Below are 24,369 nucleotides of genomic sequence, written 5' to 3' on the forward strand. Positions count from 1 at the left end.
GGAGGGCGGCTTTCTCACGGGCTTGGTGCCGTTGGGGCTCCTGGAGAAGCAGCCGGCGCCGACCGCGGTGTGGAGCGTGGTCAGGGCTGGGTCGAGGGTGGCGGTCGAGGCCAGCGCGACGGTGGTGGCCGAGCCGTTGACGTAGAGGTTGAGCGGGGTGTTGGCGGGCGGGGCCGAATAGGCGGTCGAGGCGGTGCCGGTGGTGGTGGTCTGGGTGGACAGCGCCTGGTTGGCGACCGACTTGGCCTGATCGACCAGCTTCTGGATCGAGGTGATGCCCTGGTTGGCGGCCTGGGTCGACTGGATGCCGTTCGAGATGCCGTCGAGCAGGTTGCCGAGATCCCCCGAGCGCTGGCTCAGCGACTGGGAGGTGAAGAAGCTCACCGGGTTGTCGAGGGCCGAGGAGACCTTCAGGCCGGTGGAGAGCCGGTTCTGGGTGGTCGCGGTCAGCGAGGCCGTATCCTGCAGGGAGAGCAGGTTCTGGCGGGTGGCGGCGGTGAGGGTGACGCTGGAAGACATCGGGTCGATCCTTTTGATCGCGAAGCCGTCTTATTGGCGGCTCCTGCGATGTATCGCCCGATGGCTTGCGGAGACCTTAATTCGATCCTCGAAAAAATGTATCTGGGGGACATCGTTAATGAGTCTCAACCGCACACGAATAAGAAATGTGCTGCGCTTGAACCCTGCTATCTTTAAGTATCAGGATCATTCTATTCTGACATTGACAAAATCAGTTCGGCATTGCTTTACGAGGCGAAGATCACTGCAACCTAAATTCACTTAATATTTGTCAAATCGATCTATTCGGCAGCACGTTCGGCCGGCTCAAACGTCGCCAGCGATGACAGGCGTCCGCCGCCGCGAGGCCGATCACGAGCCGCCCCTGGCCCAACCGGGGCCGCAACATTACGGATACCGACTGATTGATGCGTCATCGGTTCCGCTGGCCCCGGGATCCGGTGAGCGGCCGCGGCATGATCGAGCGACCAGGATGAGCCTGCATGCGCTCGGCGCGGGGCGGAGATATCGGTTCGACGCGAACCGGCACGGCAGAAGCGGAATCGCGCGCCTCAGTGTTTCGCTAGGCGATCGGGCGCGGGGGCGGCGACGTCGCGGTCCGTCCTGACGAACGTCGACGCCCCTTGGATCCCGGCAGCGATTCGCGGCCTTGCGCTTCCGGCGGGGCCGCGTGTCAGGCTTGCCCTTCGGACAGCCAGGCCCGCCACATCCCCCGGAATGCGGCATCGACATCCGCGGCCAGGGCAGCGTGATCCATCAGCGGGCTGGCATGCAAGCGCTCGCGCAGACCCTGGCGGATCGTCCTTAGGCGCTCCTTATCGCAGGCGAGATCCCGGGCGATTGCGACGTAGTCCTCCTCGCTATCCGCGATCAGATCCGGCAGGCCCATCGCAGTGAGAACCGAAACACCGGTGCGCGCCGCCGCGTGGCCGCCCCGCAGCGTCACGAACGGCACGCCCATCGACAAGGTGTCGTAGCTCGTCGTGCCGCCGTTATAGGGGTATGGATCCAGGGCGATATCCACCCGGTGGTAGAGCTCGTGGTAGCCGCTGTTGACCCGCGGCTGGAAGATCACCCGGTCCAGCGGCATGCCGGCCGCGGTGAGACGCGTTTCGACGGCCTCGCGGACCTCCGGGGTGCCGATATCACCCACCACCATGAACAGCCGCGCATCCGGCACCGATGACAGGATGGCGGCCCAGGTCCGGAGGGCGTCGTCGCAGACCTTGGTCAGGCGGTTGAAGCAGCCGAAGGTGATGGAGCCCGCATCCTCGAAGGGCGCCCGCGCGCGCACCGGCGGCAGATCGTCGACGCCGGCATAGGTGGCGGTCACCCGAGGCAGGCGCCAGAGCCGCTCGGCATGAAGCGGCTCGGCGAGGCCGGGCGGATCGGTAATCGGGTCGGTGAGGCGATAGTCGATCGCCGTCAGGCCGGTGGTGCCGGGATGCCCGATCCAGGTCCCCTGCACGGGGGCGGGCTTGCGGGCTAAAACCAGCAGGCGATTGCCGGCGCTGTGGCCGGACAGGTCGACCAGGATGTCGATGGCGTCGGCCTCGATCCGGTCGGCCGCCTCGTCGTCGTCGAGGCCGGCGAGGTTGATCCAGCTGTCGAACAACGGCTTGAGCCGCTCGGAGACCGCGTCTTCGCTCGCATGCGTCATGTAGGCCAGCGCCGTGATGCCGTCCCGGTCGATGGCCCGCAGATAGGGCTCGAAGAAGCGGACGAGCGCATGGTTGCAGAAATCGCCCGAGACGAAGCCGACGCGCAGGCGACGATCCGGATCGCGATCGTTGGCGAAGGGGCGCCGCCGCAGGAGAGGGTCTGCGTAGCGACGGCCATAGGCCAGCGCATCGGCGGCGTATTCCGCATGCGGGATGTCGGCGGCGTAGAGCTTGGCGAACAGGCGATTCGAGGCGACGAACAGCTTGGATGGATCGAGGCTCAGGGCGCGGTCGAAGGCCTCCACTGCCTCGCCCAGGCGCCCGAGGGCCAGCAGGGCACTGCCGCGGTTGCTGTGCGCGCCGGCATTGCCGGGCTCCAGCGTGATCGCACGCTCGGCGTGCCGCAGGGCCTCGCCATACCGGAACCGGCGCTGGTAAACGCCGGCGAGGTTGGCATGCGCGATCGCTAGATCGGGATCGAGTTCGAGGGCCTTCTCCAGGGCCGAGATGGCGCCGTCGTGATCGCCCCGATTGGTGAGGACGGAGCTGAGCCCGCTGAAGAACAGCGGGTTCTCCGGCTCACGGTAGAGCGCGATGCTGATCAGATCGTAGGCGAGCTCGGGCCGGTTCGTCCGGGCCGCGATGGCGCCGGCGAGGTAGGTTGCGTGGGCGTGGGTGTCGTCGAGGAGGAGCACCAGATCGAGCAGCGCCTCCGCCGGGCGGTACTCGCCCCGGTCGTAGCGGGCCTGCGCCGCCGCGAAGGTGCTGGTCAGGAACGCTGTGTTGAGCGGTCGCGTCTCGGAACCGAAGGTCTGTGCCTTATAACGCTCCAGGATCGCGCGCGCGTCCGGCTGCCGATCGACCGCGAGCAGGGCGGTGGCGAGCGCCAGCCAGTAGCCCGGCCGCTCCGGCGCGCCTCGCAACGCCGTGACGAAATGGGTCACGGCCTTCTCCGGCGCGGTTCGCGCGGCGATCTGGCCGAGTTCGTAATGCGCCTCGGGATGGTCGGGCTCGGCGCCGAGGACGCGTCGCAGGCTGGACTCGGCCCGATCGAAGCGACCGGAGGCGCGATGATCCCGAGCCTTGGCGAGGCTGCGCATCGTAGCCCCGTCCAGCGTTGTCCCGCGCGTCCGCCCGCTATCGTGATCGAGCATTCCGCGCCCTCCTGTCGCGCGGAGATTGCGAAGGCATCGTTAAGAACGCGTCAACCCGGTCTGCAGGCGCGTTTCGGGGTTCCAGCAACCCTGCGCAGAGCCAGACTGTAAGGACGAAAGAATCCGCGCCTTCGCACGCGCCGGTGGATAGCTGCGCCGATCCTCCGGAACGCTGCACGGGCCGCCGACGGTACCGCTGGCAAACCAAACCGAGCTGCCAGCGACGCGGGCTGGCGGAAGGGGTGGGATTCGAACCCACGGTGGAGTTGCCCCCACGGCGGTTTTCAAGACCGCTGCCTTAAACCACTCGGCCACCCTTCCAAGCCGCGCCTGCGGCCCTCCGGTTATGGCTGCCCCGCTCGCCGCGTCAACAGGAGAACGCCCTGTTGACCTGTCACGCCATTCCGCATATCTCACCGCCACGCCCGGGGCCGCCATGTCGGCGCGGGCGCTATCCGGTCGTGGGTTTCCATCCAGCCGGCGCGGTGGGGGATAGTTTAACGGTAGAACGGTGGACTCTGACTCCTCTAGTCCTGGTTCGAATCCAGGTCCCCCAGCCACCGAGTTGCACTTCAACGACAAGACTGCAGAATCCGGGATCGGCCACGGGTGCCGCGCGTGAAGCACGCGACCGGCCTGATGCACTTCCGACGCGTGGCGGGCGTCACCCCCGGGCCGTCATGTTCGCGGGCCTGAGGTCTCTTCGATCGCGTAAGGCATGATAACGCCTGATCGAGCGCCGGCGCCCCGTTGACGGCCGGCGGCGACGATGCCTAACAATTTTGTTATGTGCTGGCGCCTGCCCCTGACGGTTCGAGGCCGCGCGATCATCGGGATGGTCGCGCTCTACGCGCTGTTGCTTCAGGCCTTCCTCGGCTTTGCGACGCCAACCCACGCTCTCGGATCGCCCGGCGCGGTGCTGTGCGCCGAGCACGGCTCCGGTCCATCCGATGACGGAGCGGCTCCACGGCATGCCCACCCCTGCTGCACGCTGGTGCAGGTGGTCGGTGCGGCGCTGCCCCCGTCCGAGCCGGTCGCCGTCGCGTGGCCGTTCGCGCCGGCCCAGCGCTTGGCCTGGCGCCCGGAAGCCGACCGGCCGAAGACCGGTCCGCCGCCCTCAGCCACCTCCGCCCGAGGTCCGCCCGCCGCCTGACGATCCCGTTTCCCGATCGTTCAGGCCCGGACCGTTTCCATGTCGATTCTCCTGCACGGCAACGCCCCCGCGTTCGGGGCCGTGGCCGCTTTGCGTGCCTCCCGCGAGGCCGTCTATCGCGCCGTGTGGCGCTGGCACTTCTATGCAGGCCTGCTGTGCCTGCCGTTCCTGATCAGTCTGTCGGCGACCGGCGCGCTCTACCTGTTCAAGGACGAGATCAACGGCAGCCTGTTCGCCTACCGGACCCGCGTGGTCGTTCAGGCGACCGCGCCCCTCGGGCCGGATCGCCTGATCTTCAACGCCCTGCAGGTGGAGCCGGACGGGGTGCCAATCTCCTACGCGGATCCGCCCTCGCCAGACGCCTCCGCGGTGGTCACCCTGTCGAAGGGGGCACGCAAACGGCTCGTCTATCTTAATCCCTATACGGGATCCGTGCTCGACCGTGTCGATCGCGACGGCGAGTTCATGATGGTCGTGCGCGGCCTGCACAGCCTCAGTTACTTCGGCCCCTTCGCCAATGCCGTGGTCGAGGTGGTGGCGGGCTTCGCCATCATTCTGGTGATCACGGGCGTCTACCTCTGGTGGCCGCGCGGCCAAACCGGTGGCGTCATCACCCTACGCGCAACCCCGAGCCGTCGGGTCTGGTGGCGCGACCTCCATGCCGTGACCGGGCTCGTAGCCGGGGGCGGCCTGCTGTTCCTCGCGATCACCGGGCTGCCCTGGTCGATCTGGTGGGGGCAGCAGCTGCGCACCTGGTCGAACGCCGCCGGGCTCGGCCAGCCCGCAATCCTGTGGGCCGGCAAGCCGGTCTCGGCGGTACCGATGCGCGCGCGGCTGCCCGATGCCGGTTGGACCCTTCAGGATGCCCCGGTGCCGCGCTCGCAGCCGTCCGCCAGAGCGGCTGAGCCTATCGGAATCGATCAGGCCGCGGCGATTCTCGCCCGTCTGGGGATGCCGCGAGGCTACGACCTCGCGCTGCCGGTCGGGACCGATGGGGTGTTCGCGGCGGCCGCGTATCCGCACGATGTCGCCGAGCAGCGGATGATCTCCCTCGATCAGTATACCGGCGCACCCCTGGTCGACGTGCATTTCGCCGATCTCGGCCCGGTCGGGCGGGCGATCCAGTACGGGATCGGCATCCACAAGGGCGAGCATTGGGGCCGGGCCAACCAGTTCGCTATGCTGGCCTTCTGCCTGGCCACGATCCTGCTCGCCATCACCGCCGCCACGATGTGGTGGAAGCGCCGACCGACCCGCGGCCTCGGCGCGCCGCCCTGGCCGCGGGACCGGCGTGTGATTCTGACTGTGACCTCGATCATCGCAGGGCTGGGTGCGCTGTTTCCCCTGACCGGCCTAGCAATCCTCGGGATGATCGGGCTCGATCTCGCCATCCAGGTCGCCCGCAGGCGCGAGGCGGCCTGATCCGGAGACGGGCGGGCTCGATGCCCGTGTCGACCGACCTCAACCTCAGGCGCAGGCGCTCCGGCTACCTTGGGACAGGGCTGATCCTGCTCGCCCTGTGGGTGCAGGCCCTGGCGCCGCTGGCGGTCCTGCGGATGGCGCTGGCCGTGCCGGACATGCCGGGCGCGATTCTGTGCGGCCACCCGCCGGATGGAGACGCGATCGGCGCGGTATCGGACCAGCCGGAGGCGCCGCCGACCTGCGACGTTTGCCGGCTCTGCCGCGCCGGGATGATCCCCCCGCCCCTTCCGGAAGCCCCCGGTCTCGCCCGCCTGCTGCGCTGGACCGCGCCGGCCTGGCCGATCCCGCCGCTGTCCCATCCGAAGCCGGCGCCGCGCATCGCAGGCCAGCCGCGTGCGCCGCCCCTCCCCGCCTGATCCCGGCTTCCATGCGGGCGGCGATCGCGCCGTCCGGCCCCACGACCGATCAGACGAGACTTTTGAGATGGTGATTCCCCAAGCCGCATCGCGGTTCGGCGCGCTGGCCGTGCTGCTCGCCGGCAGCGCGATACCAGCCTTCGCGCAACAGGCCGTCACGCTGGACGAGCTCTCCGTCGAAGGCGAAGCCGGTTCCGGCGTCGGCCGAACCGCCGTCGCCACGCCGTTCGGCGTGGCCGCGCCCCAGGGCTCGGCCCCCTCGGTGATCGAGCATCCGGTCGGCGAGATCGTCACGGCAATCGGGCGGGAGAACACCATCGCCAACCGGCCGGCGACCAGCATCGGCTCGGTGCTGGTGAACAGCCCAGGCGTCACCGTCCGCCAGGGCAATGGCGGGCGCGATGTGGTCATCTCGATCCGCGGCAACAACGCCCGCTCCACCGGGGTGATCAAGAACACGGTGGTGCTGGAGGATGGATTCATCCTCACTCAGCCGGACGGCGCGTCGCGCTTCGACCTGACCGACCCGCGGGCCTACAGCCGCATCGACGTGTTCCGCGGGCCGCAATCGCCCCTGTTCGGCAACTACGCCACGGGCGGCGCCATCGCGTTCCGCACCCGCACCGGCCGGGAGATCGACGGCTACGAGATCGGGACCGACGCAGGCAGCTTCGGCTACCTCAGCAATTACTTCACGGTGGGCAAGGCCAGCGGGCCGTTCGAGATCAGCCTGTTCGCGAGCGATGTCCGGGCCAACGGCTATCAGGATCATGCGAGCTACAACACGCAGACCATCAATCTGCTGGCGAGCTACACCCCGACGCCGGACAATCGGTTCACCCTGAAGGTCATTAACAACAACCTCGACACCAATCTCGCGGCCAGATCCTCGTTAACGCAGTATCGGATCAATCCCTACCAGCGGGGTTGCGCCGCCGCCGCGATCGCCGCCCCCGGCTGCACGACCTTTGCCCTGCTCACCAACGGCGCGTTCGGCGCCACCGTCCCGGTCACCGCCGACGAAGGGGCCTTCGGCCGCAAGGACCGGCGCACCATCGTGGCAGCGCGCTGGGAGCACGATATCGACGCGCTCACCACCTGGCGGACGCAACTCGGCTTCGACGAGCGCAACTTCAATCAACCCTTCTATACGACCTCATCGCAGGGCTCCTATCCGGCCTGGAATTTCCTGACCGACGTGACACGGCGCGGCGACCTCTTCGGCCTGCCGGCGGTGGGCTATGTGGCGCTCGCCTACAACACGATCGACAACCGTATCGCCACCTATAACCGCGCGCCCTATGGCGGGCCCCGTCTCGGCGCTTTGATCGGCGTTCAGGACGCGGTCCAATCGAACCTCGGCGGCCGTGCGCGACTGGAACTTGCCCTGTCCGATCACTGGACCGGCGTGCTGGGCATCAGCGCCGAGGGCACAGCCATCACGGGACGCAACCTCGCCTACGGCTACGCCGCCGGCGGCACGACCCGGACGGTGGCAGATGCGGACCGCAACTTCCTGAACGTCGCTCCCGAACTCGCGCTGGTCTACCGGGCGGACGACGCTTGGGCGTTCCGTGGCCGGGTCGCCACCGGTTACACCACACCGGCCGCGAGCAACCTGTTCATCACCCCGGCGGGTCTCCCCGGAAACAACACGCAGCTCCAGACCCAGGAGAATCTCGGCTTCGACCTCGGTGCAGACTGGAGCCCCATCGAAACGGTGCGGCTTAGCGTGACCGGTTTCTACGAGTTCTTCCGCAATGAACTGGTCTCACAATCGCCGGGCGCGGGGCTCTTGGCCTACACCTTCAACGCGCCGGCCTCCGAGCACCGGGGTCTCGAAGTCGGGGCCGACTGGGCCTTCGCACCGGGCTGGCGCGGGGTCCTGGCCTACACGTTCGATGATCAGATCTACACACGCTACACCGAGCAGCTGAGCGCTGGCAGCCTGACGCGCCGGTTCGACCGGGCGGGCAACCAGATCCCCGGCGTGCCGGCGCATCAGGTGCTGGCGCGGGTCGGCTACGATGTGCCGACGGGGCCGCTCGCCGGCCTGGGAGCCTTCGTCGAGACGGTGGTGCAGAGCGACTTCTACATCGACAACGCCAATTTGCTGAAGGCGCCGGGCTACGCGATCGTCAATGCCAACGTCCATTACGCCACGGAGCTGACCGGCGGCTACGCGAAGCGGCTGAACCTCTACCTGGAGGTACGCAATCTCTTCGACACGACTTATGTCGCCTCTGCCCAGACTCTCGCCAACTCGATCAGTGGCGCGACCGGCCTCCAGAATGGCGCCGGTGTTCTGGCGACCACCACGGGGTCCGTCTTCGCAGGTGCGCCGCGCAACATCGTCGGGGGATTCCGTCTGGCATTCTGATAACCGCTTCCGCAGGTCGGCCGTGGTGTGCGGGCCGAGCTTGGATTAAGTCACATTCGGCCACCTTCAGGTCGAGCCGTAAGCTTCCGGCCCGACCTGCGCGACGTCCGGCCGGCGGCGATGGATTGGGCGCGGTGTTCGGATGCGACGGCGGACTCTACTCGCTGGGCTGTCTGCGACTTTGGCCGGGCGATCGCTGGCCGCCCTGGCGGACGAACGCGCACATGTGGCGGCGCTCTGGCCGTTCGTGACCGACGATCCGGAGGGTTTGGCGCTTGCCGCGACCCTTCGCGCGACGCTGCGCGATCACGGGAAGTCGGATCTGCGCATCACCGATTACTGGGGCGGCGGGAGTCCGGAACGGACCGACGCCCTGGCGGCCGAACTCGTGGCATCCGCGCCGAAGGTGATCTTCACTTATCTCAAGCAGCAGCTCGCCGCCGTGTGTGCGGTGACGCGTACGATCCCGGTCGTCTCCGTCGGGCCCGATCCGGTCCGATCGGAATACGCCGCCAGCTTGCAGCGGCCGGGGGGCAACGTGACGGGCTTCATGCTGTACGAGCCCTCACTCGGCGGGAAATGGGTGGCGGCTCTCAAGGAGGCCGTGCCATCGATCGACCGCGTTGCTCTCGTGTCGAACCCGAACAACGAAGGGCGGTACGGCAACTTCTTCGCGGAGCCCTTCCTGTCAACCGCGACCGCCCTCGGCCTCGAACCGACGATCGCGACGATCAAAAGCGAGAGCGAGATCGAGCCGGTGATCACGCAGCTTGCCCGGCAGGAGCGTGTCGGCGTGATCGTGGCGCCCGGGACCTTCGGCGAAGCCAACGGTGACCGGATCGTCGCGTTCGTGACGGCGCATCGCCTGCCCACGCTCTTCGCGATCCGCCGTTTTGCCTATCGGGGCGGGCTGATGGCCTATGGACCGGACACCACCGACGCGATCAGCCGCGCGACGGCCTATGTCGATCGCATCCTCAACGGCGAGAACCCCGCAATTCTGCCGATCCAACTGCCGACGCGGTTCGATTTCATCGTGAACCTCGAGACGGCGCAAGCGCTGGGCATCACGTTTTCCTCGGCGCTTCTCGCGCAAGCCGACGAGATCGTCGAATGAGCAAGCCGCTCGCCCCAGCCGCGGTGTCGAACCCGCCCATACCGGACGTGACGCAGCCGGCCCCGAAGCGGTCGCTGCGGCGCTTCCGCTTGCGGCTTTCAGGAAAGTTCGGCGTCGCGTTCGTTGGACTGGTGACCCTCGTCCTCCTGATCCACGGCGCCGTCGACCTGTTCCTGAACTTCGAGGATGCGAAGCGGACGGCCATCGAAGTGCAGCGCGAGAAAGCGCGTGCCGCCGCCGAGCGCGTCCAGGCATTCCTGTCCGAGATCGAAAATCAGATCGGCTGGACGACGCGGGCCGAATGGCGGCGCGTCGCACCGGAGCAGCGCCGTTACGACTTCATCCGGCTCCTGCGCCAGGCCCCCGCCATCACGGAGGTCGCCTATCTCGATCCGAGCGGCAGGGAGCAGCTGCGCCTGTCGCGGCTCGAGCCCGACGCGATCGGAAGCGGGAAGGACTTTTCCGCCACGCCCCTCTTCACCGAGGCACTTAAGGACAAGATCTGGTTCGGGCCGGTCTATTTCCGCCGGGGATCCGAACCGTACATGACCATCGCGGTGGCCCATTCCGGGCGCGATCCCGGTGTCACCGTGGCCGAGGTCAACCTGAAGCTGATCTGGGACGTGGTCAGCAGCATCAAGATCGGCGAGGGCGGCTACGCCTTCGTGGTCACGTCCAACGGACACCTGATCGCGCATCCGGATCTCAGCCTCGTCTTACGCGATACCGACCTGTCCAATCTGCCCGAGGTCGCAATTGCGCTGGCCTCCATCGAAGCCGGGGATAAGCGGCAGTCGGACGACTACGAGATCACGACGGGAATCGATGGCGGGTCGGTCCTGGCGGCCCGCGCCACGATCCCGCGGGTCGACTGGATCGTGTTCGTGCAGCTGCCCTTGCGGGAGGCGATGCAACCGTTAATCGAGACTGTCATCCAGACCGTCTCCCTGTTCTTCCTCTCCGTGCTTCTGGCGACCGTGGCCGGAACGTACCTCGCCAGGCGCATGGTCGTGCCGATCCGCCAGCTGCAGGATGGCGCGGAACGCTTCGGCGCCGGCGACCTCTCGGAACGCATCGTGATCCGCACCGGCGACGAGATCGAGACCCTCGCGCACCGCTTCAACCTCATGGCGAGCCGCGTGCAGGAATCCTACGAGACCCTTGAGGCCAAGGTCGAGGAACGGACCCGTGACCTCAACAAGTCCCTGGACGATCTCCAGAAGGCTCAGAGCCGCCTCGTCCAATCCGAGAAGCTCGCCTCACTCGGCCAGCTCACGGCCGGCATCGCGCACGAGATCAAGAACCCGCTGAATTTCGTGAACAACTTCGCCTCGCTGTCGAGCGACCTCGTCGACGAGTTGCAGGAGGTGCTTCAGCCCGCAAACCTCGATCCGAAGAGCCGCGCGGAGGTCGATGAGATCGCCGAGCTGTTGAAGGGCAATCTTGGGAAGGTCGTGCAACACGGCAAGCGCGCCGATTCGATCATCAAGAACATGCTGCTGCACTCGCGCTCCGGGTCCGGCGAGCACCGCCCCGTCGAGATCAACGCCCTGGTCGAGGAGAGCCTGAACCTGGCCTATCACGGGGCTCGGGCGGCGCAGCCGGCCTTCAACGTCACCCTGGTCCGCGATCTGGACCCGGCGGCCGGCTCTGCGGATGTCTACCCACAGGAATTGACCCGCGTTCTGCTGAACCTGATGTCGAACGGGTTCTATGCAACCGAGAAGCGTAAGGCGGCGGGAACCGAACCCGGTTACGAACCGACCCTGTCGATCACCACGCGTGACCACGGCGACCGTGTCGAGATCCGTGTGCGGGACAACGGAACCGGCATCCCGGAGAGCGTCAGGGCCAAGATGTTCGACCCGTTCTTCACCACCAAGCCGCCTGGAGAGGGGACCGGCCTCGGCCTGTCCCTGAGCCACGACATCCTGGTCAAGCAGCATGGCGGGTCGATCGACGTCGCCACCGAGCCCGGCCAATTCACCGAGTTCACGATCCTGCTGCCCCGCGGCGGCGGCACGAATGCACAGACGATAGTCGCCCAAGGTCAGAGCGCGCCATGACCGTCCTCATCCTTGTCGTGGACGATGAGCCCGACGTCACGGAGCTGTTCCGGCAGCAATTCCGCCGCGAGCTTCGCGCTGGGCGTTTCACGATGGACTTCGCGCATTCGGCGCCCGATGCCCTGGCCTGCCTGAAGGCTTCGGATGCCTCGAGTCTGATTCTCATGTTCTCCGACATCAACATGCCGGGCATGACCGGCCTGGAACTTCTGCCGCTCGTGCGGGCCGCGCGGCCGGATGTCCCGGTCATCATGATCACGGCCTACGGCGATGCCGACACCCGCGAGAAGGTTCTGGCCGGCGGGGCGGTGGGCCTGATCACCAAGCCGATCGACTTCGATCTCCTGCGCTCCGAGATCGACCGGCGTGTGACGTCCATCGCGGGGCCGGCATGAACGCCGATCTGCCCCCCGCCAAGATCCTGGTCGTCGACGACGAGCCGGATCTCGAGGCGCTGATCACCCAGAAATTCCGCCGGCAGATCCGGTCCGGCCAAGTCGCCTTCCTGTTCGCCCGTGACGGACATGAGGCCCTACAACTGCTCGTCGCGCATCGCGATGTCGACATGGTCGTGTCGGACATCAACATGCCGGGCATGGACGGGCTGACCCTGCTTGCCAAGCTGCAGGAATCCGACGACAAGCCTTCGACCATCATCGTGTCGGCCTACGGCGATATGGCCAATATCCGCACCGCCATGAATCGCGGGGCCTTCGACTTCCTGACCAAGCCGATCGACTTCACCGATCTCGAGACCACGATCGCGCGAACACTGCGCCACGTCGGGACCCTGCGCGAAGGCCGCCAGCGACAGATGCTGGCCGAGCGCGCGCACGCCTCCCTGGCGCGGTACTTCTCGCCCAATCTCGCCGAACGCCTGGCGGGGGACGCATCCGGGCTGGAGCTCGGCGGCGAGCGGCGCGAGGTGGCGTCCCTCTTCACCGATATCGCCGGATTCACTGGGCTGGTGGAGAGCCTGGACCCAGCTCAGCTCGCCGAGATTCTGAACGGCTACTTCGCGGAGATGACCGATCTGGTCTTCGCGCATGAGGGTACCGTCGCCAAGATCGTCGGCGACGCACTCCATGTCTTGTTCGGGGCTCCCGGCGATCAGCCGGACCACGCGGCGCGGGCAGTTGATTGTGCGCTCGCCCTCGACACCGCCTCCGAGGCCTTCCGGGCGCGCTGGCAGGACCGGGGAATCGCGATCGGCGTGACGCGGATCGGCGTTCACGCCGGGCCGGCCATCGTCGGCAATTTCGGGGGCGGCCGGTATTTCGACTACACGGCCTACGGCGACACCATCAACACCTCCGCCCGCCTGGAGAACGCCAACAAGGCGCTCGGTACGCGGATCTGCGTGAGCCAGAGTGTGGTGATCCGGGCCGAGCGATTCCGCGGCCGCCCGGTCGGCGACTTGGTCCTGCGCGGAAAGCAGGGCGCGCTGCGCGCCTTCGAGCCGCTGACCGAGGAGGAATACGACGGCACGACGCTCGACCGCTATCTGGACGCGTTCGCCAAGCTGGAAGCCGGAGAGGCCGGCGCGATGCCGGCCTTCGCGGCTTTGGTCGGGTTGCGGCCGGACGATGCGTTGGCGGCGTTCCATCTCAAGCGCCTGCTCAACGGTGCCTCTGGAACGCGCATCGAGGTGCGTTGATTCCGATTGTGCTCTCGCCTGGCCAGACACAGGACCAACGTTCAAAGAATCTCCGCCCCATCACACGAGTACCCTCCGGGATGACCCGTCCTCCCAACAGCCATAAGAGCGACGGCCGGATAACCGCCACGCTGGCGACCGTCGGATGAGGCGGCGCGACGTCCTCGCCACAATCGGCAGCGCGGCCGTATGGCCTGTGACGGGGTGCGGCCCGAACCCGCTGCCGCGCCGGCTCGGCGTTCTTCTGGTCTATGGCGAGAGCCATCCGGACGTGCCCGTCATCGTCGAGACCCTGAAGGACAGCCTGCAGAAGCGCGGCTGGATCTGGGGACAGAATCTCATCGTCGACCTGCGGTATGGCGACGGCGATGGCGAGAGAATGCGCCGCCAGACCGGCGAATTGCTGGCCTTGAAGCCCGATCTTCTGTTCGCGCAAGGCGTGGTTGGGGCGACGGCCGTCCAGCAGACCACCACGAAAACGCCCGTGGTGTTCATCCAGGTGCAGGATCCGGTCGGCGGCGGCATCGTTGCCAGCCTGGCGCGGCCGGGCGGCAATCTCACCGGCTTCACGAATTTCGACTACACCTTCGTTGGCAAGTGGCTGCAACTCCTCAAAGAGCTCAGCCCCGGGGTCACGCATGCCCGAGCGATCATCAATCCGGATTACCACGCGCGCTTCTCTGGCTACTCAACGGCGCTCGCGCGGATCGGCCCGGCTCTGGGTATCCACGCCGAAGCCACCGGCGTGCATGACGCGGCCGAAATCGAGCGGGCGATCACCGCCGTCGCCGCCCAACCGCAGGCCGGCCTGATCGTGCTGCCCGACGCGGTGACCGGCGTGTACAGTCGTCAGATCATCGATCTCGCGGCGCGGTACCGGCTGCCCGCTGTCTACGCCTACGCCGCCCAGGTCCGCATGGGCGGCCTTGCCGCCTACACGACCAGCGTGGTGCAGGATGTCCAGCAAGCCTCTGGCTATATCGACCGTATCCTCAGAGGCGCCGCAGTCGGCGATCTGCCGGTGCAGGCGAGCGAACGTTTCCTGACCATGATCAATCTCAAGACGGCCGCGGCCCTGGGGCTGACGATCACGCCATCGCTGCTGGCGAAGGCCGATGAGGTGATCGAATAGGGATCACCGGTATCGGGATCGAACGAACCAGAATCCGTCGCTCAAAGGAATGATCCATCAAAGCATTGCGGCCCGTCGAGCCACATCAGACGAGGCCGTTCTGATCACGTCCCTCCAGCTCGCATACGAAACACCAGTGCAGGCCCGATGCCGAACCTGACGCTCCATGCAGGCGGAATCCTGCTGCTGAGTTGGCCGATCCGAGCAGAATAGTTCTGTCGTGGATGCGGTCCGGTGTCTCGCCGTCACCACTCTACCGATGTGTTTGCGCCATGGCTCTCAGCGGTGGCTCGACGGGGATGTCCAGGCAAGCCGTTCGAGACCGAGATGATCGCGCAGCGTCGTCCCTTCGTAATCCCGACGGAACAAACCGCGCCGCTGCAGGATCGGCACGACGTGGTCCACGAAGGTTTCCAGGCCGTCGGGCAACACATCCGGCATCAAGTTGAATCCGTCCGCGGCGCCAGCGCGAAACCAGGCTTCGATGTCGTCAGCGATCTGCTCGGGCGTACCGACGATGATGCGATGACCGACGCCGCCGCCGAGGGCCCGCAACAGCTGGCGCACCGTCAGATTGTCCCGTCGGGCGAGCGCGACGGTGCCGATGAACATCGTGTGGTTGGCGTCGGGCGGGAGGGGCAGCGGGTCGGGCAACGGCTTGTCGAGGTCGAGCTGCTCTGGGGCGATCCGCAGCGTCCCGGCCAGACGGGCCAGGCTGTACTCGCGCGGCACGAGCTCCCAGAGTTCGTCCCGACGCCGACGCGCCTCGGCTTCCGTACCGCCGATCACCGTGGCGAGGCCTGGGAGCACGACGATCGTGGCCGGATCCCGGCCGTACCGCACGGCGCGGGCCCGTAGGTCTGCGGCATAAGCCGCGCCCTCCGGGATGGTCTGAGCCAGGGAGAACACCGCGTCGGCGGTAGCGGCGGCGAGTTCGCGGCCATCCTCCGAGCCGCCGGCCTGCACCGTCACGGGCCTGCCTTGCGGCGAGCGCGGCACGGTGAGCGGCCCGGCGACGCTGTAATGGGGGCCGCGATGGTCGATGGCGTGGACCTTGGCACTGTCGGCGAAGCGTCCGCTCGCCTTGTCGCCCACCAGCGCATCGTCCTCCCAGCTGTCCCAGAGGGCGTGGACGACCTGCGTGAACTCCCGGGCGCGGGCGTAGCGCGCGCCGTGCTCGGACACCCCGGCGAAGCCGAATTGCGGCCCGCGGCGGCGTCCGCCGTGGTGACCACGTTCCAGCCCACCCGGCCACGGCTGACGAGGTCCAGCGTCGCGAAGCGCCGGGCCAGATTGTACGGCTCGTTGTAGCTGGTGGAGGCGGTGGCGATCAGACCGACATGGGTGGTCGCAGCGGCCACGCTCGCCAGCACGATCGTCGGTTCGAGCGCCATGAACGGCCGGTAATCGATCCGGTCGTTGATCGCAGGCGTGTCGGCCAGAAAGATTGCGTCGAGCTTACCGCGCTCCGCGATGCGGGCGACGCGCACGTAATGGTCGATGTCGACGAACGCGTCCGGCCGGTTCTCTGGCAGCCGCCAGGCGGAGGGATAGACGCCGGAATGCAGCAGGTTGACGTTGAGGTGGAGTTCGCGCCGCGCGCTCATCGGAATCCCTGGCTCAGCGGACGCGTGGCAGGACGTGCTCGGCGAACCGGCGCATCTCGGCCTCAAACGGCTGGAACTGCAGCATGAACAACTCGATGCCGGCCTGATGGAAGGCGCGGATCCGGACCGCCACCGTCTCGTAGCTGCCCACCAGACCGGCCGCGGTGCCGCCATTGGTGCCGACATGGCGGCCCGCCGCCGCGTCGGTCTTGGCGAACATGACGCTTGCCGTATCGGTCCGGGCGCGGGTGTCGGCGCGCAGGTCCGCGTCGCGCTGCGCGAGAGCCAGCAGGCGGTTGTGCTCAGCCTCGGCCGCCGCGTCGGTCTCGCGGGCGATGACGAAGGCCGACAGCCCGTAGCGCAGGGGGGCGTTCGCGGCAGGGCGCCCAGAGACGTCGGCGATCAACCCGCGAACGTCGTCCAGCGGCTGGCCGTTGATGAACCACACATCGGCGTGGTCGGCTGCCAGCGCCCGCGCCGGCTCGGATTCGCCGCCGAGATAGATGGTGGGCCGCGGCCGGTAGCTACCGGCGGGGCGCAGCTGATAATCCTGGACCTGGAAATGTGCGCCGGAGAAGCTGACGCGCTCGCCGCGCATCAGCCGGTCCACCAGGACGATCCACTCCCGCCCGTAGGCGTATCGGTCGTCATGGGCCGGGAACGGCAGGCCGGCCCGCTCGAACTCGGCGCGGTTCCAGGCATTCACGAGGTTCAGCGCGAAGCGGCCGCCGCTGATATGCTCGATCTGCAGGGCCATCTTGGCGAGCACCACCGGGTGGTAGAGCCCCGGCTTGATCGCCGCGATGATCTCGATCCGTCGGGTCAGAGCGGCCAGCGCCGCCGCGGCGGTCCAGGCTTCGAGCTGGTCGCGGCTCGCGTCGTAGGGGTTCATCGTGTGCTGGGCGACCAGCACCGAATCGAAGCCCAGCGCCTCGGCCTCGAGTACGAGGGCACGGTTGCGCTCCCAGCTCGCGTCGTCCGGCTCGTCGGGGTCGTGGTGGGCGGCCCGAGAGCCGTGGACGGCGGCCCAGATGCCGAAACGGGGTGCGTCGGCCATCGGGTCAGCCCTTCACCGCCGGCGGCGTCCAGATCGGGACAGCGGTTGCATCGATCCGGCGCGGGATCAGCTTGGCTTCGAGGAAGATGTCGGCGATCGCCTGTTGCTCGCCGAGCTGCGCCCGCTCCACCGGTTCCACGCGGTAGGTGCGCCGGGCATTGGCGGCCGCCACCACGGCGGGGGGCAGGTCGCCCCAGACGGGGGCCAGCAGCGCCACCGCCACGTCCGGGTTGGCCTTCGCCCACTGCCCCGCCTCGACCAGCGCCCGGTACACCGTGGCGACCACCTCCGGATGGGCGGCCACGAAGCTGTCGTTTACAAGGTAGTAGCGGTGGTAGCTGGTCAGACCCGATCCGTCCGCGATGATGCGGACCGGCCGCTTGGCCTCTGCGAAGGCCAGGAACGGGTCCCAGATCGACCAGGCATCGAGGCTGCCCTGCTCGAAGGCGGCGGCCCCCTCGGGCGCCTGGAGATAGGCCGGCCGGATGTCGTCGAGGCCGAGGCCGGCTCGCTTCAGGGCCGCGGCCAGGACGTAGTGGCTGCCGGACCCGCGCGAGACACCCACCGTCCGCCCCTTCAGGTCGGCGACCGTGCGGATCGGCGAATCCGCCGGCACGATGATCGCCTCGGCCGCCGGCGCGCCGCGCTCGCGGGCGTAGAAGGTCAGCGGCGCCCGCGCCGACTGGGTGAAGATCGGTATGGAGTCGGCGACGTCGGCGTGGATGTCGACCGCCCCGGCATTCATCGGTTCGAGGACGTTGGTGAACAGGTGCCAGGTCGGCGTGAAGCCGAGCGGCGCCAGGCGCTCGGCCAGGGTGCCCTTCACCTTGAGGATCGTGAACAGCACCGACGAGCGCTGCATGCTGATCTTCACCTCGCGCGCCGCCGCATGCACCGAGGGCGACGCGAAGGACAGCGCCGCAGCGCCGAGGCCAGCCTTGAGGAGCGTCCGGCGGGACGGAAACCGTCCTGCGGGCGTGTCGTCGGTCATCGTGGTCTCCGGTCGGTGAGCCCCCGTTCGCGGACGTGCAGGAACCGAAATCACGGGTGCGACGGCTGCTAGATCGGGTGCCTATTATTGAAGCCCGCCGGCGCGCGACGATCAAGAAAACAAGGTTTCAAATTCGCAGCGGTTCGAAGAACAGTCCGACTTCGCAAATGACGGGACGAAGAACGAACACCACGGCAAACGACGTGTCCTGTGAGCCGGTATGAAGCTCTGTCGTTCCGAGCTCGGCCGGCCATCGGCTCGGGTGGGAAATTTGTTTCAATGATACGGCACAGCATGAAAAGACGTTCTATGGAGCCGGGAAACTATGTGCCCGCCTTTCCTTGACCCGTCTGCGCGTCGACCGTCATACAGATCGCTTCCGGAAGATCCGACAGCATTGCGGACCGCCAGGTCCCGATCGAGGAGTACCCACAGGCTGTGCCCACCCTGCCGTCGCCTCGCAAACCGTCCGACACGCCGTTGATCCAGTTCGAGAGCGTCTCGAAGACTTATCCGGCGCGGAAAGGCGCGGCGCTGGTCACGGCGCTTTCCGGTATCGACCTCGCAATCCCGTCCGGCACGATCCTCGGGGTGATCGGGCGCTCGGGCGCGGGCAAGTCGACGCTGATCCGGTTGATCAACGGCCTCGAGCGGCCGAGCGCTGGGCGGGTGGTCGTCGGCGACGCAGAGGTTTCGAGCCTGCCCGAGCGGGAGCTGCGACGGGTGCGCGCCCGGGTCGGCATGATCTTCCAGCACTTCAACCTGCTGTCGTCGCGCAATGTGGCGGACAACGTCGCCCTGCCGCTTGAGATCGCGGGCTGGAAACGCGCGGCGATCCGCGGGCGTGTGGCCGAACTGCTGGCCCTCGTCGGGCTGGAGGCGCAGGCCGGCCGCTACCCGGCGGAACTCTCGGGCGGCCAGAAGCAGCGCGTTGGCATCGCCCGGGCGCTCGCCGCCGAGCCCGACGTACTGCTCTCGGACGAGGCCACCTCCGCCCTCGACCCGGAGACCACCCGGTCGATCCTGGCCCTGTTAAAGCGGATCAACCGCGACCTCGGCCTGACCATCGTGCTGATCACCCACGAGATGTCGGTGATCCGGGCGGTCGCCGACGACGTGGCGGTGATCGACCGCGGCGCGATCGTGGAGCGCGGCACGGTCTACGAGGTGTTCACCCGGCCACAGGCCGAGGTGACGCGCAGCCTTCTTGCCGGCGAGGTCGGGCTCGACCTGCCGGCCGGGCTGGCCGAGCGGATCTCCGCTGATCCGCGTCCAGGCGGCGTGCCGGTGCTGCGTCTCTCGCTGCGGGGAGCGCAGGCCGATACCGCGATCATCGCCCGGCTGGCCCGCGAGACCGGGATCGAGGCGGTAATCCTGGCGGGCGCGGTGGACGAGATCGCCGGCCAGCGCTTCGGCTCCCTGGCTCTCGGCCTGTCGCCGGGGCCGGACGTCACGGCCCGGGCCCAGGCCTATCTCGCCGGGCTCAGCCTTCAGGCCGAATTTCTCGGCTATCTGCCGCCGGCCCAGGAGGTCGCCCAAGACGTTGCGCAGGGGGCTGCCCGTGTCGCCTGAACTCATCAACCTCTTGGTCCAGGCCACCGCCGACACGCTGACCATGGTGGCGCTGTCGGCCGCCATCGGTACGCTGCTCGGCCTGCCGCTGGGGGTGTTCCTGGCGACGAGCCGGCGGGGCGAGCTGCTGGCGGCGCCCACGGTCAACGCTGCCCTCGGGATGATCGTTAACGCGACGCGCTCGACGCCCTTCATCATCCTGGTCGTGGCGATCATCCCGTTCACCCGGTTGGTCGCCGGCACCTCGATCGGGACCTACGCCGCCAGCGTGCCGCTGACGGTTGCGGCCACGCCCTACATCGCGCGGCTGGTCGAGGCGGCGATCCGCGAGGTCGATCACGGGCTTGTCGAGGCCGCCCGGGCCTTCGGGGCAAGCCCGGCGCAGATCATCCGCAAGGTGCTGATCCCGGAGGCGCTGCCCGGCATCGTCCTGGGGCTCACCCTCGCGGTGGTGTCGCTGGTCGGCTACTCGGCCATGGCCGGCGCGGTCGGCGGCGGCGGGCTCGGCGATCTCGGCATCCGCTACGGCTACCAGCGCTTCCGGCCCGACATGATGCTGGCGGTCGTGGTCGTCCTGATCGTGCTCGTGCAGGTGTTCCAGAGTGCGGGCGAGCGCCTCGCGCGCCGCCTCAACCGGCGCCACCGCCAGAGCTGATCCGCAGACCCGTTCGACCCTGAAATCGCGAGACCGCCTGCCATGTTGCGTCGCCTGGTGCTTGCCGCCCTCCTCGTGCTGCCCGGCGCCGGGCACGCGGAGGCCCTGAATCGCGTCCGCATCGGCGCGACGCCGGGGCCGCACGGTCAGATCCTGGAGGCGGCGAAGCCCGTCGCGGCGCGCAACGGCCTCGACCTGCAGATCATCGAGTTCTCGGATTACGTGGTGCCGAACGAGGCGCTGTCGGCCGGCGAGATCGAAGCGAACTCGTTCCAGAACCAGCCCTTCCTCGACAACCAGAAGGCCGATCGCGGCTACAGAATCGTCGGCGTCGCCACGACGGTGAACTTCCCGCTCGGGATCTACTCGAAGCGCCACAAAAGTTTCGACGCGGTGCCGACCGGCGGCACGATCGCGATCCAGAACGACCCGACCAATGGCGGCCGCTCGCTCCTGCTTCTGCAGGACAAGGGCGTGATCAAGCTGAAGGCCGGAACCGGGTTCAAGCCAACGGTGGCCGACATCGTCGAGAATCCGCGCAAACTGCGGTTCATCGAGGTCGATGCGGCGCAGACGCCCCGGTCGCTGGACGATGTCGACGCGGCCGCGGTGAACACCAACTTCGCCACGCCGGCCGGCCTGAAACCCTCGGACGCGATCCTAAAGGAGGAACCGAAGGGGCCCTACGTGAACCTCCTGGCGGTCCGCGAGGCCGACCGCGACTAGCCGTGGGTCAAGGCGCTCGTGGAGAGTTATCGCAGCCCCGAGGTCAAGGCATTCATCGAGACGACGTTTGGCAGCACCGTCCTGCCGAGCTGGTAGCGGCTGAGCGGGCACGGGCCTTCGAAATCCCCGATGGACATCCCGCTTTCGACCGTGAGGCGGCTTGGCCGGCCCGGAAACGCAGTGGCGCGGCAACCTGACAAGGCCGACATGTGCCAAGGATCGAGCCGTCTTGCGAGAATCTTGTTTTCCATCGAAGCTTATCGAAAGAAACACGTGCTCACACTGTCCTTCATCGAGGGATCACGGTTCCAAATCGATCGCGGGCGGCCGTTTTTCCTGCGCGCCGGCTTGAGTTCGCGGCTCGACTTGGCGAAATCTTGCCTCTCGTGCCGAACGCTCTCCGGCATCGGTCGCGACGATCAAGATGGGATGCTCGGGTGATGACGCAGCGGGATGCGGGTTGGGGCGCTGGCCCGAGTGAGCGTTACGAGGATCTGGCCGCTCGCTTCCGACCCACCTTCGCCGAGATCCGCGCCACGGCGGTCGAGCGCGACCGCACGCACCGCCTGCCTCATGCCGAGATCGGCTGGTTGAAGGAGGTCGGCTTCACCACGTTGCGCCTGCCGGTCGAGGCCGGTGGCCACGGCGCCAGCCTGCCCGAGCTATTCAATTTGTTGATCGAGCTGTCGCAGGCCGATTCGAACGTGACCAACGCCCTGCGGGCCCATTTCGGCTTCACCGAGGACGTGCTCGGCTCGACCGCGCCGGACTGGCGCGCCCGCTGGATCGCCCGGCTCGCCGCCGGCGAGACTGTGGGCAGCGGCGTCTCCGAGGCCGGTCCGGCCAAGGTCGGCCAATTCGATACGGTGGTCCGCTACAGGGGCGCCGAGCGGGTCGTGTCAGGCAAGAAATTCTATACCACCGGGTCACTGTTCGCTGATTACATCCATCTTTCGGCCGATGACGAGGACGGCGCCGCGATCGTCGCCGCCGTCCCGACGGGAGCGCCGGGCGTCGAGATCGTCGACGATTGGGACGGGTTCGGCCAGGCGCTCACTGCGAGCGGCACGATCCGGTTCGATGACGTCGTTCTGTCTCCAGATCTGATCAAGCCGGACCCGGCGCGCTTCCCCTACGCGATGGCGTTCTTTCAACTCGTCCATCTGGCCACGCTCGCCGGGATCGGGCGCGCCGCTGCCGAGGATGTCGAACGCTTGGTCGCCGAGCGGACACGCGTCTACAGCCTTGGCAATGCCGGCCGGACCGCCGACGATCCGCAGATCTTGGCCGTGGTCGGCAGGGTTCGTGGTAACGCCTACGCGGCCGCGGCCGTGGCGCTGAAAGCGGCGGAGGCGCTCCAGCGCTCCTATGAGCTGCATCGGGACGCGGACAGCCGGGGCACCGAGTCCGAGGCGGAGCGCGCCACCGCCCTGGCGGATGTCGAGGTCAACCAAGCGGTCACCGTGGTCACCAATCTGGTGCTTGAAGCGACGACAATCCTGTTCGACGCACTGGGCGCCTCGGCGGTCAAGCAAGGGCTCGGGCTCGACCGCTATTGGCGGAACGCCCGCACCATCGCCTCGCACAACCCCCGGATCTACCGGGACAGGATCGTCGGCGCCTTCGCGGTGAACGGCACCGAGCCGCCGCGTCAGTATCGCGTTGGCGCGGCCTGACATCATTCCCCGCCTCGGAGCGGTGCTGGAATCGAATCTGGGGACCAGAAGCCGTTCGATGGAGGGCGGTTGAGATCTTCCTGCCTCTAAGGCAAGCAAGGCAATAATTTTTTGGGGTCGACGGCAAGATCAGAAAACGCTTTCGTTGACTCAGCGCTCCAACGATAGAATATTAAAGTCGTTGATCCTTTACGGGATCACTTTCCTACATTGATGATGCACGAAGAGTTCGGCCACGCAGTCTAGCCGTGTCGTGCGTCGGCCTACCTTGCCGCGCGGTCGCGCGGCCGGAGACGTGCGATGATCGAGGACCCGTTACATCCGAGGACCATGGACCCGGGCCGATGGCCCTCGCGTCGCCTGCTGCTGCGGGCCGGCGCTGGAGCGATGGCCGCGCCCTTCGGCCTGGGCCTGAGCGCGAGCCAGGCCTGGGCCCCGGGGCCCGGTGCGCCGTTCAATCCCGGCCCCCTCTGCAGCCCCATCGCTGCGGTAGGCCCGACAACCCCGCTGCGGCCGGTCAAGCTGGCCTGGAACGCCACCGCGATCTGCACAGCCGCTGCGCCGCTGGCGAAGGAGCAGGGCATTTTCGCCAAGCATGGCCTCGACGTGGACTTCGTCAATTTCGGTGGTGCCACGGAGGCGCTTCTGGAAGCCATCGCGACCGGCAAAGCCGATGCGGGGATCGGCATGGCCCTTCGCTGGCTGAAACCCCTGGAACAGGGCTTCGACGTCAAGATTACTGCCGGCCTGCATGGCGGCTGCCTGAGGCTGCTGGCCGACAAAGCGAGCGGGATCACCGACATCCCGTCCCTTAAGGGCAAGACCATCGCGATCAGCGACCAAGCAAGTCCGGCCAAGAACTTCTTCAGCCTGCAACTGGCCAAGGCCGGCATCGACCCGGACAGCGGCGTCGACTGGCGGCAATACCCGGCCGATCTGCTGAACTTGGCGGTGCAAAAGGGAGAAGCGCAAGCGCTGGCCGATGGCGACCCGCGAACTTGGATCTGGCTGAAGGATCAGCGCTTCACTGAAGTGGCGACCAATCTGTCCGGAGATTACGCAGACCGCACCTGCTGCGTCGTGGCGGTCCGCGGCAGCCTGCTCCGGAACGACCGGCCGGTTGCCGCTGCCCTCACCCGGGCGATCCTGGAGGGCGGGCATGCCGTCCACGAGAACCCCGCGGCGGCCGCCAAGGCGTTCTCCGGCTACGGAGGCAAAGGCTCAGTCGAGGATCTGGCCGCGATGCTCCGCAATCAGCAACACGGCGACAGCCCGGTGGGCGGCAGGCTGAAGCAGCAGCTCGCCCTCTACGGCGATGAATTAAAGCTCGTGAACGTTCTGAAGCGCTCGACCGACACAGCGAAATTCGCTGAGCGGATCTACGCCGATGTGCTGGGCTGAGGAACGT

At 67.5% G+C, this 24,369-nt stretch carries 17 protein-coding genes, 2 tRNA genes and 3 pseudogenes; 16 read left to right on the forward strand and 6 right to left on the reverse strand.

What is annotated here, in order from left to right; translation table 11 throughout:
• From MKK65_RS01085 to MKK65_RS01095, 3 genes and pseudogenes are all read right to left on the reverse strand, one after another.
• Positions 1 to 519 (reverse strand): annotated as a pseudogene (locus tag MKK65_RS01085) (flagellar protein); the annotation flags it as partial.
• 673 nt (positions 520 to 1,192) lie between these two features.
• The gene (locus MKK65_RS01090) at positions 1,193 to 3,334 is read right to left on the reverse strand and encodes a tetratricopeptide repeat protein (RefSeq protein ID WP_243954571.1); all 2,142 of its coding nucleotides are present in this window, start codon (positions 3,332 to 3,334) and stop codon (positions 1,193 to 1,195) included.
• A 231-nt stretch (positions 3,335 to 3,565) separates the two neighbouring features.
• Positions 3,566 to 3,655, reverse strand: a tRNA-Ser gene (locus tag MKK65_RS01095).
• A gap of 165 nt (positions 3,656 to 3,820) precedes the next feature.
• On the opposite strand from MKK65_RS01095, the gene MKK65_RS01100 reads away from it, so the two are divergent.
• From MKK65_RS01100 to MKK65_RS01145, 10 genes are all read left to right on the forward strand, one after another.
• A tRNA-Gln gene (locus MKK65_RS01100) sits at positions 3,821 to 3,894 on the forward strand.
• Positions 3,895 to 4,103: 209 nt separating this feature from the next.
• Positions 4,104 to 4,487, forward strand: a complete 384-nt coding sequence (locus MKK65_RS01105; protein WP_243954572.1) for a hypothetical protein — start codon at positions 4,104 to 4,106, stop codon at positions 4,485 to 4,487.
• A 39-nt stretch (positions 4,488 to 4,526) separates the two neighbouring features.
• Positions 4,527 to 5,909: a PepSY-associated TM helix domain-containing protein gene (locus MKK65_RS01110; RefSeq protein WP_243954574.1), complete on the forward strand. Its 1,383-nt coding sequence runs from the start codon at positions 4,527 to 4,529 to the stop codon at positions 5,907 to 5,909.
• 20 nt (positions 5,910 to 5,929) lie between these two features.
• The gene (locus MKK65_RS01115) at positions 5,930 to 6,325 is read left to right on the forward strand and encodes a DUF2946 family protein (protein ID WP_243954576.1); all 396 of its coding nucleotides are present in this window, start codon (positions 5,930 to 5,932) and stop codon (positions 6,323 to 6,325) included.
• 67 nt (positions 6,326 to 6,392) lie between these two features.
• On the forward strand, positions 6,393 to 8,705 hold the full coding sequence (locus tag MKK65_RS01120) for a TonB-dependent receptor family protein (protein WP_243954578.1): 2,313 nt from the start codon (positions 6,393 to 6,395) through the stop codon (positions 8,703 to 8,705).
• 142 nt (positions 8,706 to 8,847) lie between these two features.
• On the forward strand, positions 8,848 to 9,822 hold the full coding sequence (locus tag MKK65_RS01125) for an ABC transporter substrate-binding protein (protein WP_243954580.1): 975 nt from the start codon (positions 8,848 to 8,850) through the stop codon (positions 9,820 to 9,822).
• Positions 9,819 to 11,888 carry a cache domain-containing protein gene (locus MKK65_RS01130; protein WP_243954582.1) on the forward strand — a complete coding sequence of 690 codons (2,070 nt, stop codon included), beginning with the start codon at positions 9,819 to 9,821 and terminating at the stop codon, positions 11,886 to 11,888. The genes MKK65_RS01125 and MKK65_RS01130 overlap by 4 nt, the downstream gene beginning before the upstream one ends.
• A complete protein-coding gene (locus MKK65_RS01135) occupies positions 11,885 to 12,283 on the forward strand; it encodes a response regulator (protein WP_243954584.1) in 399 nt (132 codons plus the stop codon). The genes MKK65_RS01130 and MKK65_RS01135 overlap by 4 nt, the downstream gene beginning before the upstream one ends.
• Positions 12,280 to 13,545: an adenylate/guanylate cyclase domain-containing protein gene (locus MKK65_RS01140; RefSeq protein ID WP_243954586.1), complete on the forward strand. Its 1,266-nt coding sequence runs from the start codon at positions 12,280 to 12,282 to the stop codon at positions 13,543 to 13,545. Before MKK65_RS01135 ends, MKK65_RS01140 begins: the two co-directional genes overlap by 4 nt.
• 145 nt (positions 13,546 to 13,690) lie before the next feature.
• Positions 13,691 to 14,677: an ABC transporter substrate-binding protein gene (locus tag MKK65_RS01145; protein ID WP_243954588.1), complete on the forward strand. Its 987-nt coding sequence runs from the start codon at positions 13,691 to 13,693 to the stop codon at positions 14,675 to 14,677.
• Positions 14,678 to 14,956: 279 nt separating this feature from the next.
• Here MKK65_RS01145 and MKK65_RS01150 read toward each other — a convergent pair.
• From MKK65_RS01150 to MKK65_RS01160, 3 genes and pseudogenes are all read right to left on the reverse strand, one after another.
• Positions 14,957 to 16,284: pseudogene (locus tag MKK65_RS01150) on the reverse strand (LLM class flavin-dependent oxidoreductase).
• Between the two features lie 13 nt (positions 16,285 to 16,297).
• On the reverse strand, positions 16,298 to 17,341 hold the full coding sequence (locus tag MKK65_RS01155; protein ID WP_243954590.1) for an LLM class flavin-dependent oxidoreductase: 1,044 nt from the start codon (positions 17,339 to 17,341) through the stop codon (positions 16,298 to 16,300).
• 4 nt (positions 17,342 to 17,345) lie between these two features.
• A complete protein-coding gene (locus MKK65_RS01160; protein ID WP_243954591.1) occupies positions 17,346 to 18,332 on the reverse strand; it encodes an aliphatic sulfonate ABC transporter substrate-binding protein in 987 nt (328 codons plus the stop codon).
• A gap of 438 nt (positions 18,333 to 18,770) precedes the next feature.
• Between MKK65_RS01160 and MKK65_RS01165 the strand changes: the two genes are divergently transcribed.
• From MKK65_RS01165 to MKK65_RS01190, 6 genes and pseudogenes are all read left to right on the forward strand, one after another.
• The gene (locus MKK65_RS01165; RefSeq protein WP_243954593.1) at positions 18,771 to 19,904 is read left to right on the forward strand and encodes a methionine ABC transporter ATP-binding protein; all 1,134 of its coding nucleotides are present in this window, start codon (positions 18,771 to 18,773) and stop codon (positions 19,902 to 19,904) included.
• Positions 19,894 to 20,559 (forward strand): methionine ABC transporter permease, encoded by a 666-nt coding sequence (locus MKK65_RS01170; RefSeq protein WP_243954595.1) that lies wholly within the window; start codon positions 19,894 to 19,896, stop codon positions 20,557 to 20,559. The genes MKK65_RS01165 and MKK65_RS01170 overlap by 11 nt, the downstream gene beginning before the upstream one ends.
• Before the next feature lie 42 nt (positions 20,560 to 20,601).
• Positions 20,602 to 21,381 (forward strand): annotated as a pseudogene (locus MKK65_RS01175) (MetQ/NlpA family ABC transporter substrate-binding protein).
• A 33-nt stretch (positions 21,382 to 21,414) separates the two neighbouring features.
• Positions 21,415 to 21,726, forward strand: coding sequence for a hypothetical protein (locus MKK65_RS01180; RefSeq protein ID WP_243954597.1), 312 nt, complete (start codon positions 21,415 to 21,417; stop codon positions 21,724 to 21,726).
• Positions 21,726 to 22,961, forward strand: coding sequence for an acyl-CoA dehydrogenase family protein (locus tag MKK65_RS01185; RefSeq protein WP_243954599.1), 1,236 nt, complete (start codon positions 21,726 to 21,728; stop codon positions 22,959 to 22,961). The genes MKK65_RS01180 and MKK65_RS01185 overlap by 1 nt, the downstream gene beginning before the upstream one ends.
• 300 nt (positions 22,962 to 23,261) lie before the next feature.
• The gene (locus MKK65_RS01190; protein WP_243954601.1) at positions 23,262 to 24,362 is read left to right on the forward strand and encodes an ABC transporter substrate-binding protein; all 1,101 of its coding nucleotides are present in this window, start codon (positions 23,262 to 23,264) and stop codon (positions 24,360 to 24,362) included.
• The last annotated feature ends 7 nt before the right edge of the window (positions 24,363 to 24,369 follow it).

The organism is Methylobacterium sp. J-001 (assembly GCF_022829565.1).
In the GTDB taxonomy this organism is placed as follows: domain Bacteria; phylum Pseudomonadota; class Alphaproteobacteria; order Rhizobiales; family Beijerinckiaceae; genus Methylobacterium.

Coding starts and splice junctions, on each gene's coding strand:
- MKK65_RS01090 (WP_243954571.1), bottom strand. CDS start 3,334: ATGCTCGATCACGATAGCGGGCGGACGCGCGGGACAACGCTGGACGGG.
- MKK65_RS01180 (WP_243954597.1), top strand. CDS start 21,415: ATGGACATCCCGCTTTCGACCGTGAGGCGGCTTGGCCGGCCCGGAAAC.
- MKK65_RS01125 (WP_243954580.1), top strand. CDS start 8,848: ATGCGACGGCGGACTCTACTCGCTGGGCTGTCTGCGACTTTGGCCGGG.
- MKK65_RS01105 (WP_243954572.1), top strand. CDS start 4,104: ATGCCTAACAATTTTGTTATGTGCTGGCGCCTGCCCCTGACGGTTCGA.
- MKK65_RS01160 (WP_243954591.1), bottom strand. CDS start 18,332: ATGACCGACGACACGCCCGCAGGACGGTTTCCGTCCCGCCGGACGCTC.
- MKK65_RS01135 (WP_243954584.1), top strand. CDS start 11,885: ATGACCGTCCTCATCCTTGTCGTGGACGATGAGCCCGACGTCACGGAG.
- MKK65_RS01130 (WP_243954582.1), top strand. CDS start 9,819: ATGAGCAAGCCGCTCGCCCCAGCCGCGGTGTCGAACCCGCCCATACCG.
- MKK65_RS01190 (WP_243954601.1), top strand. CDS start 23,262: ATGATCGAGGACCCGTTACATCCGAGGACCATGGACCCGGGCCGATGG.
- MKK65_RS01120 (WP_243954578.1), top strand. CDS start 6,393: ATGGTGATTCCCCAAGCCGCATCGCGGTTCGGCGCGCTGGCCGTGCTG.
- MKK65_RS01145 (WP_243954588.1), top strand. CDS start 13,691: ATGAGGCGGCGCGACGTCCTCGCCACAATCGGCAGCGCGGCCGTATGG.
- MKK65_RS01140 (WP_243954586.1), top strand. CDS start 12,280: ATGAACGCCGATCTGCCCCCCGCCAAGATCCTGGTCGTCGACGACGAG.
- MKK65_RS01115 (WP_243954576.1), top strand. CDS start 5,930: ATGCCCGTGTCGACCGACCTCAACCTCAGGCGCAGGCGCTCCGGCTAC.
- MKK65_RS01110 (WP_243954574.1), top strand. CDS start 4,527: ATGTCGATTCTCCTGCACGGCAACGCCCCCGCGTTCGGGGCCGTGGCC.
- MKK65_RS01155 (WP_243954590.1), bottom strand. CDS start 17,341: ATGGCCGACGCACCCCGTTTCGGCATCTGGGCCGCCGTCCACGGCTCT.
- MKK65_RS01185 (WP_243954599.1), top strand. CDS start 21,726: ATGACGCAGCGGGATGCGGGTTGGGGCGCTGGCCCGAGTGAGCGTTAC.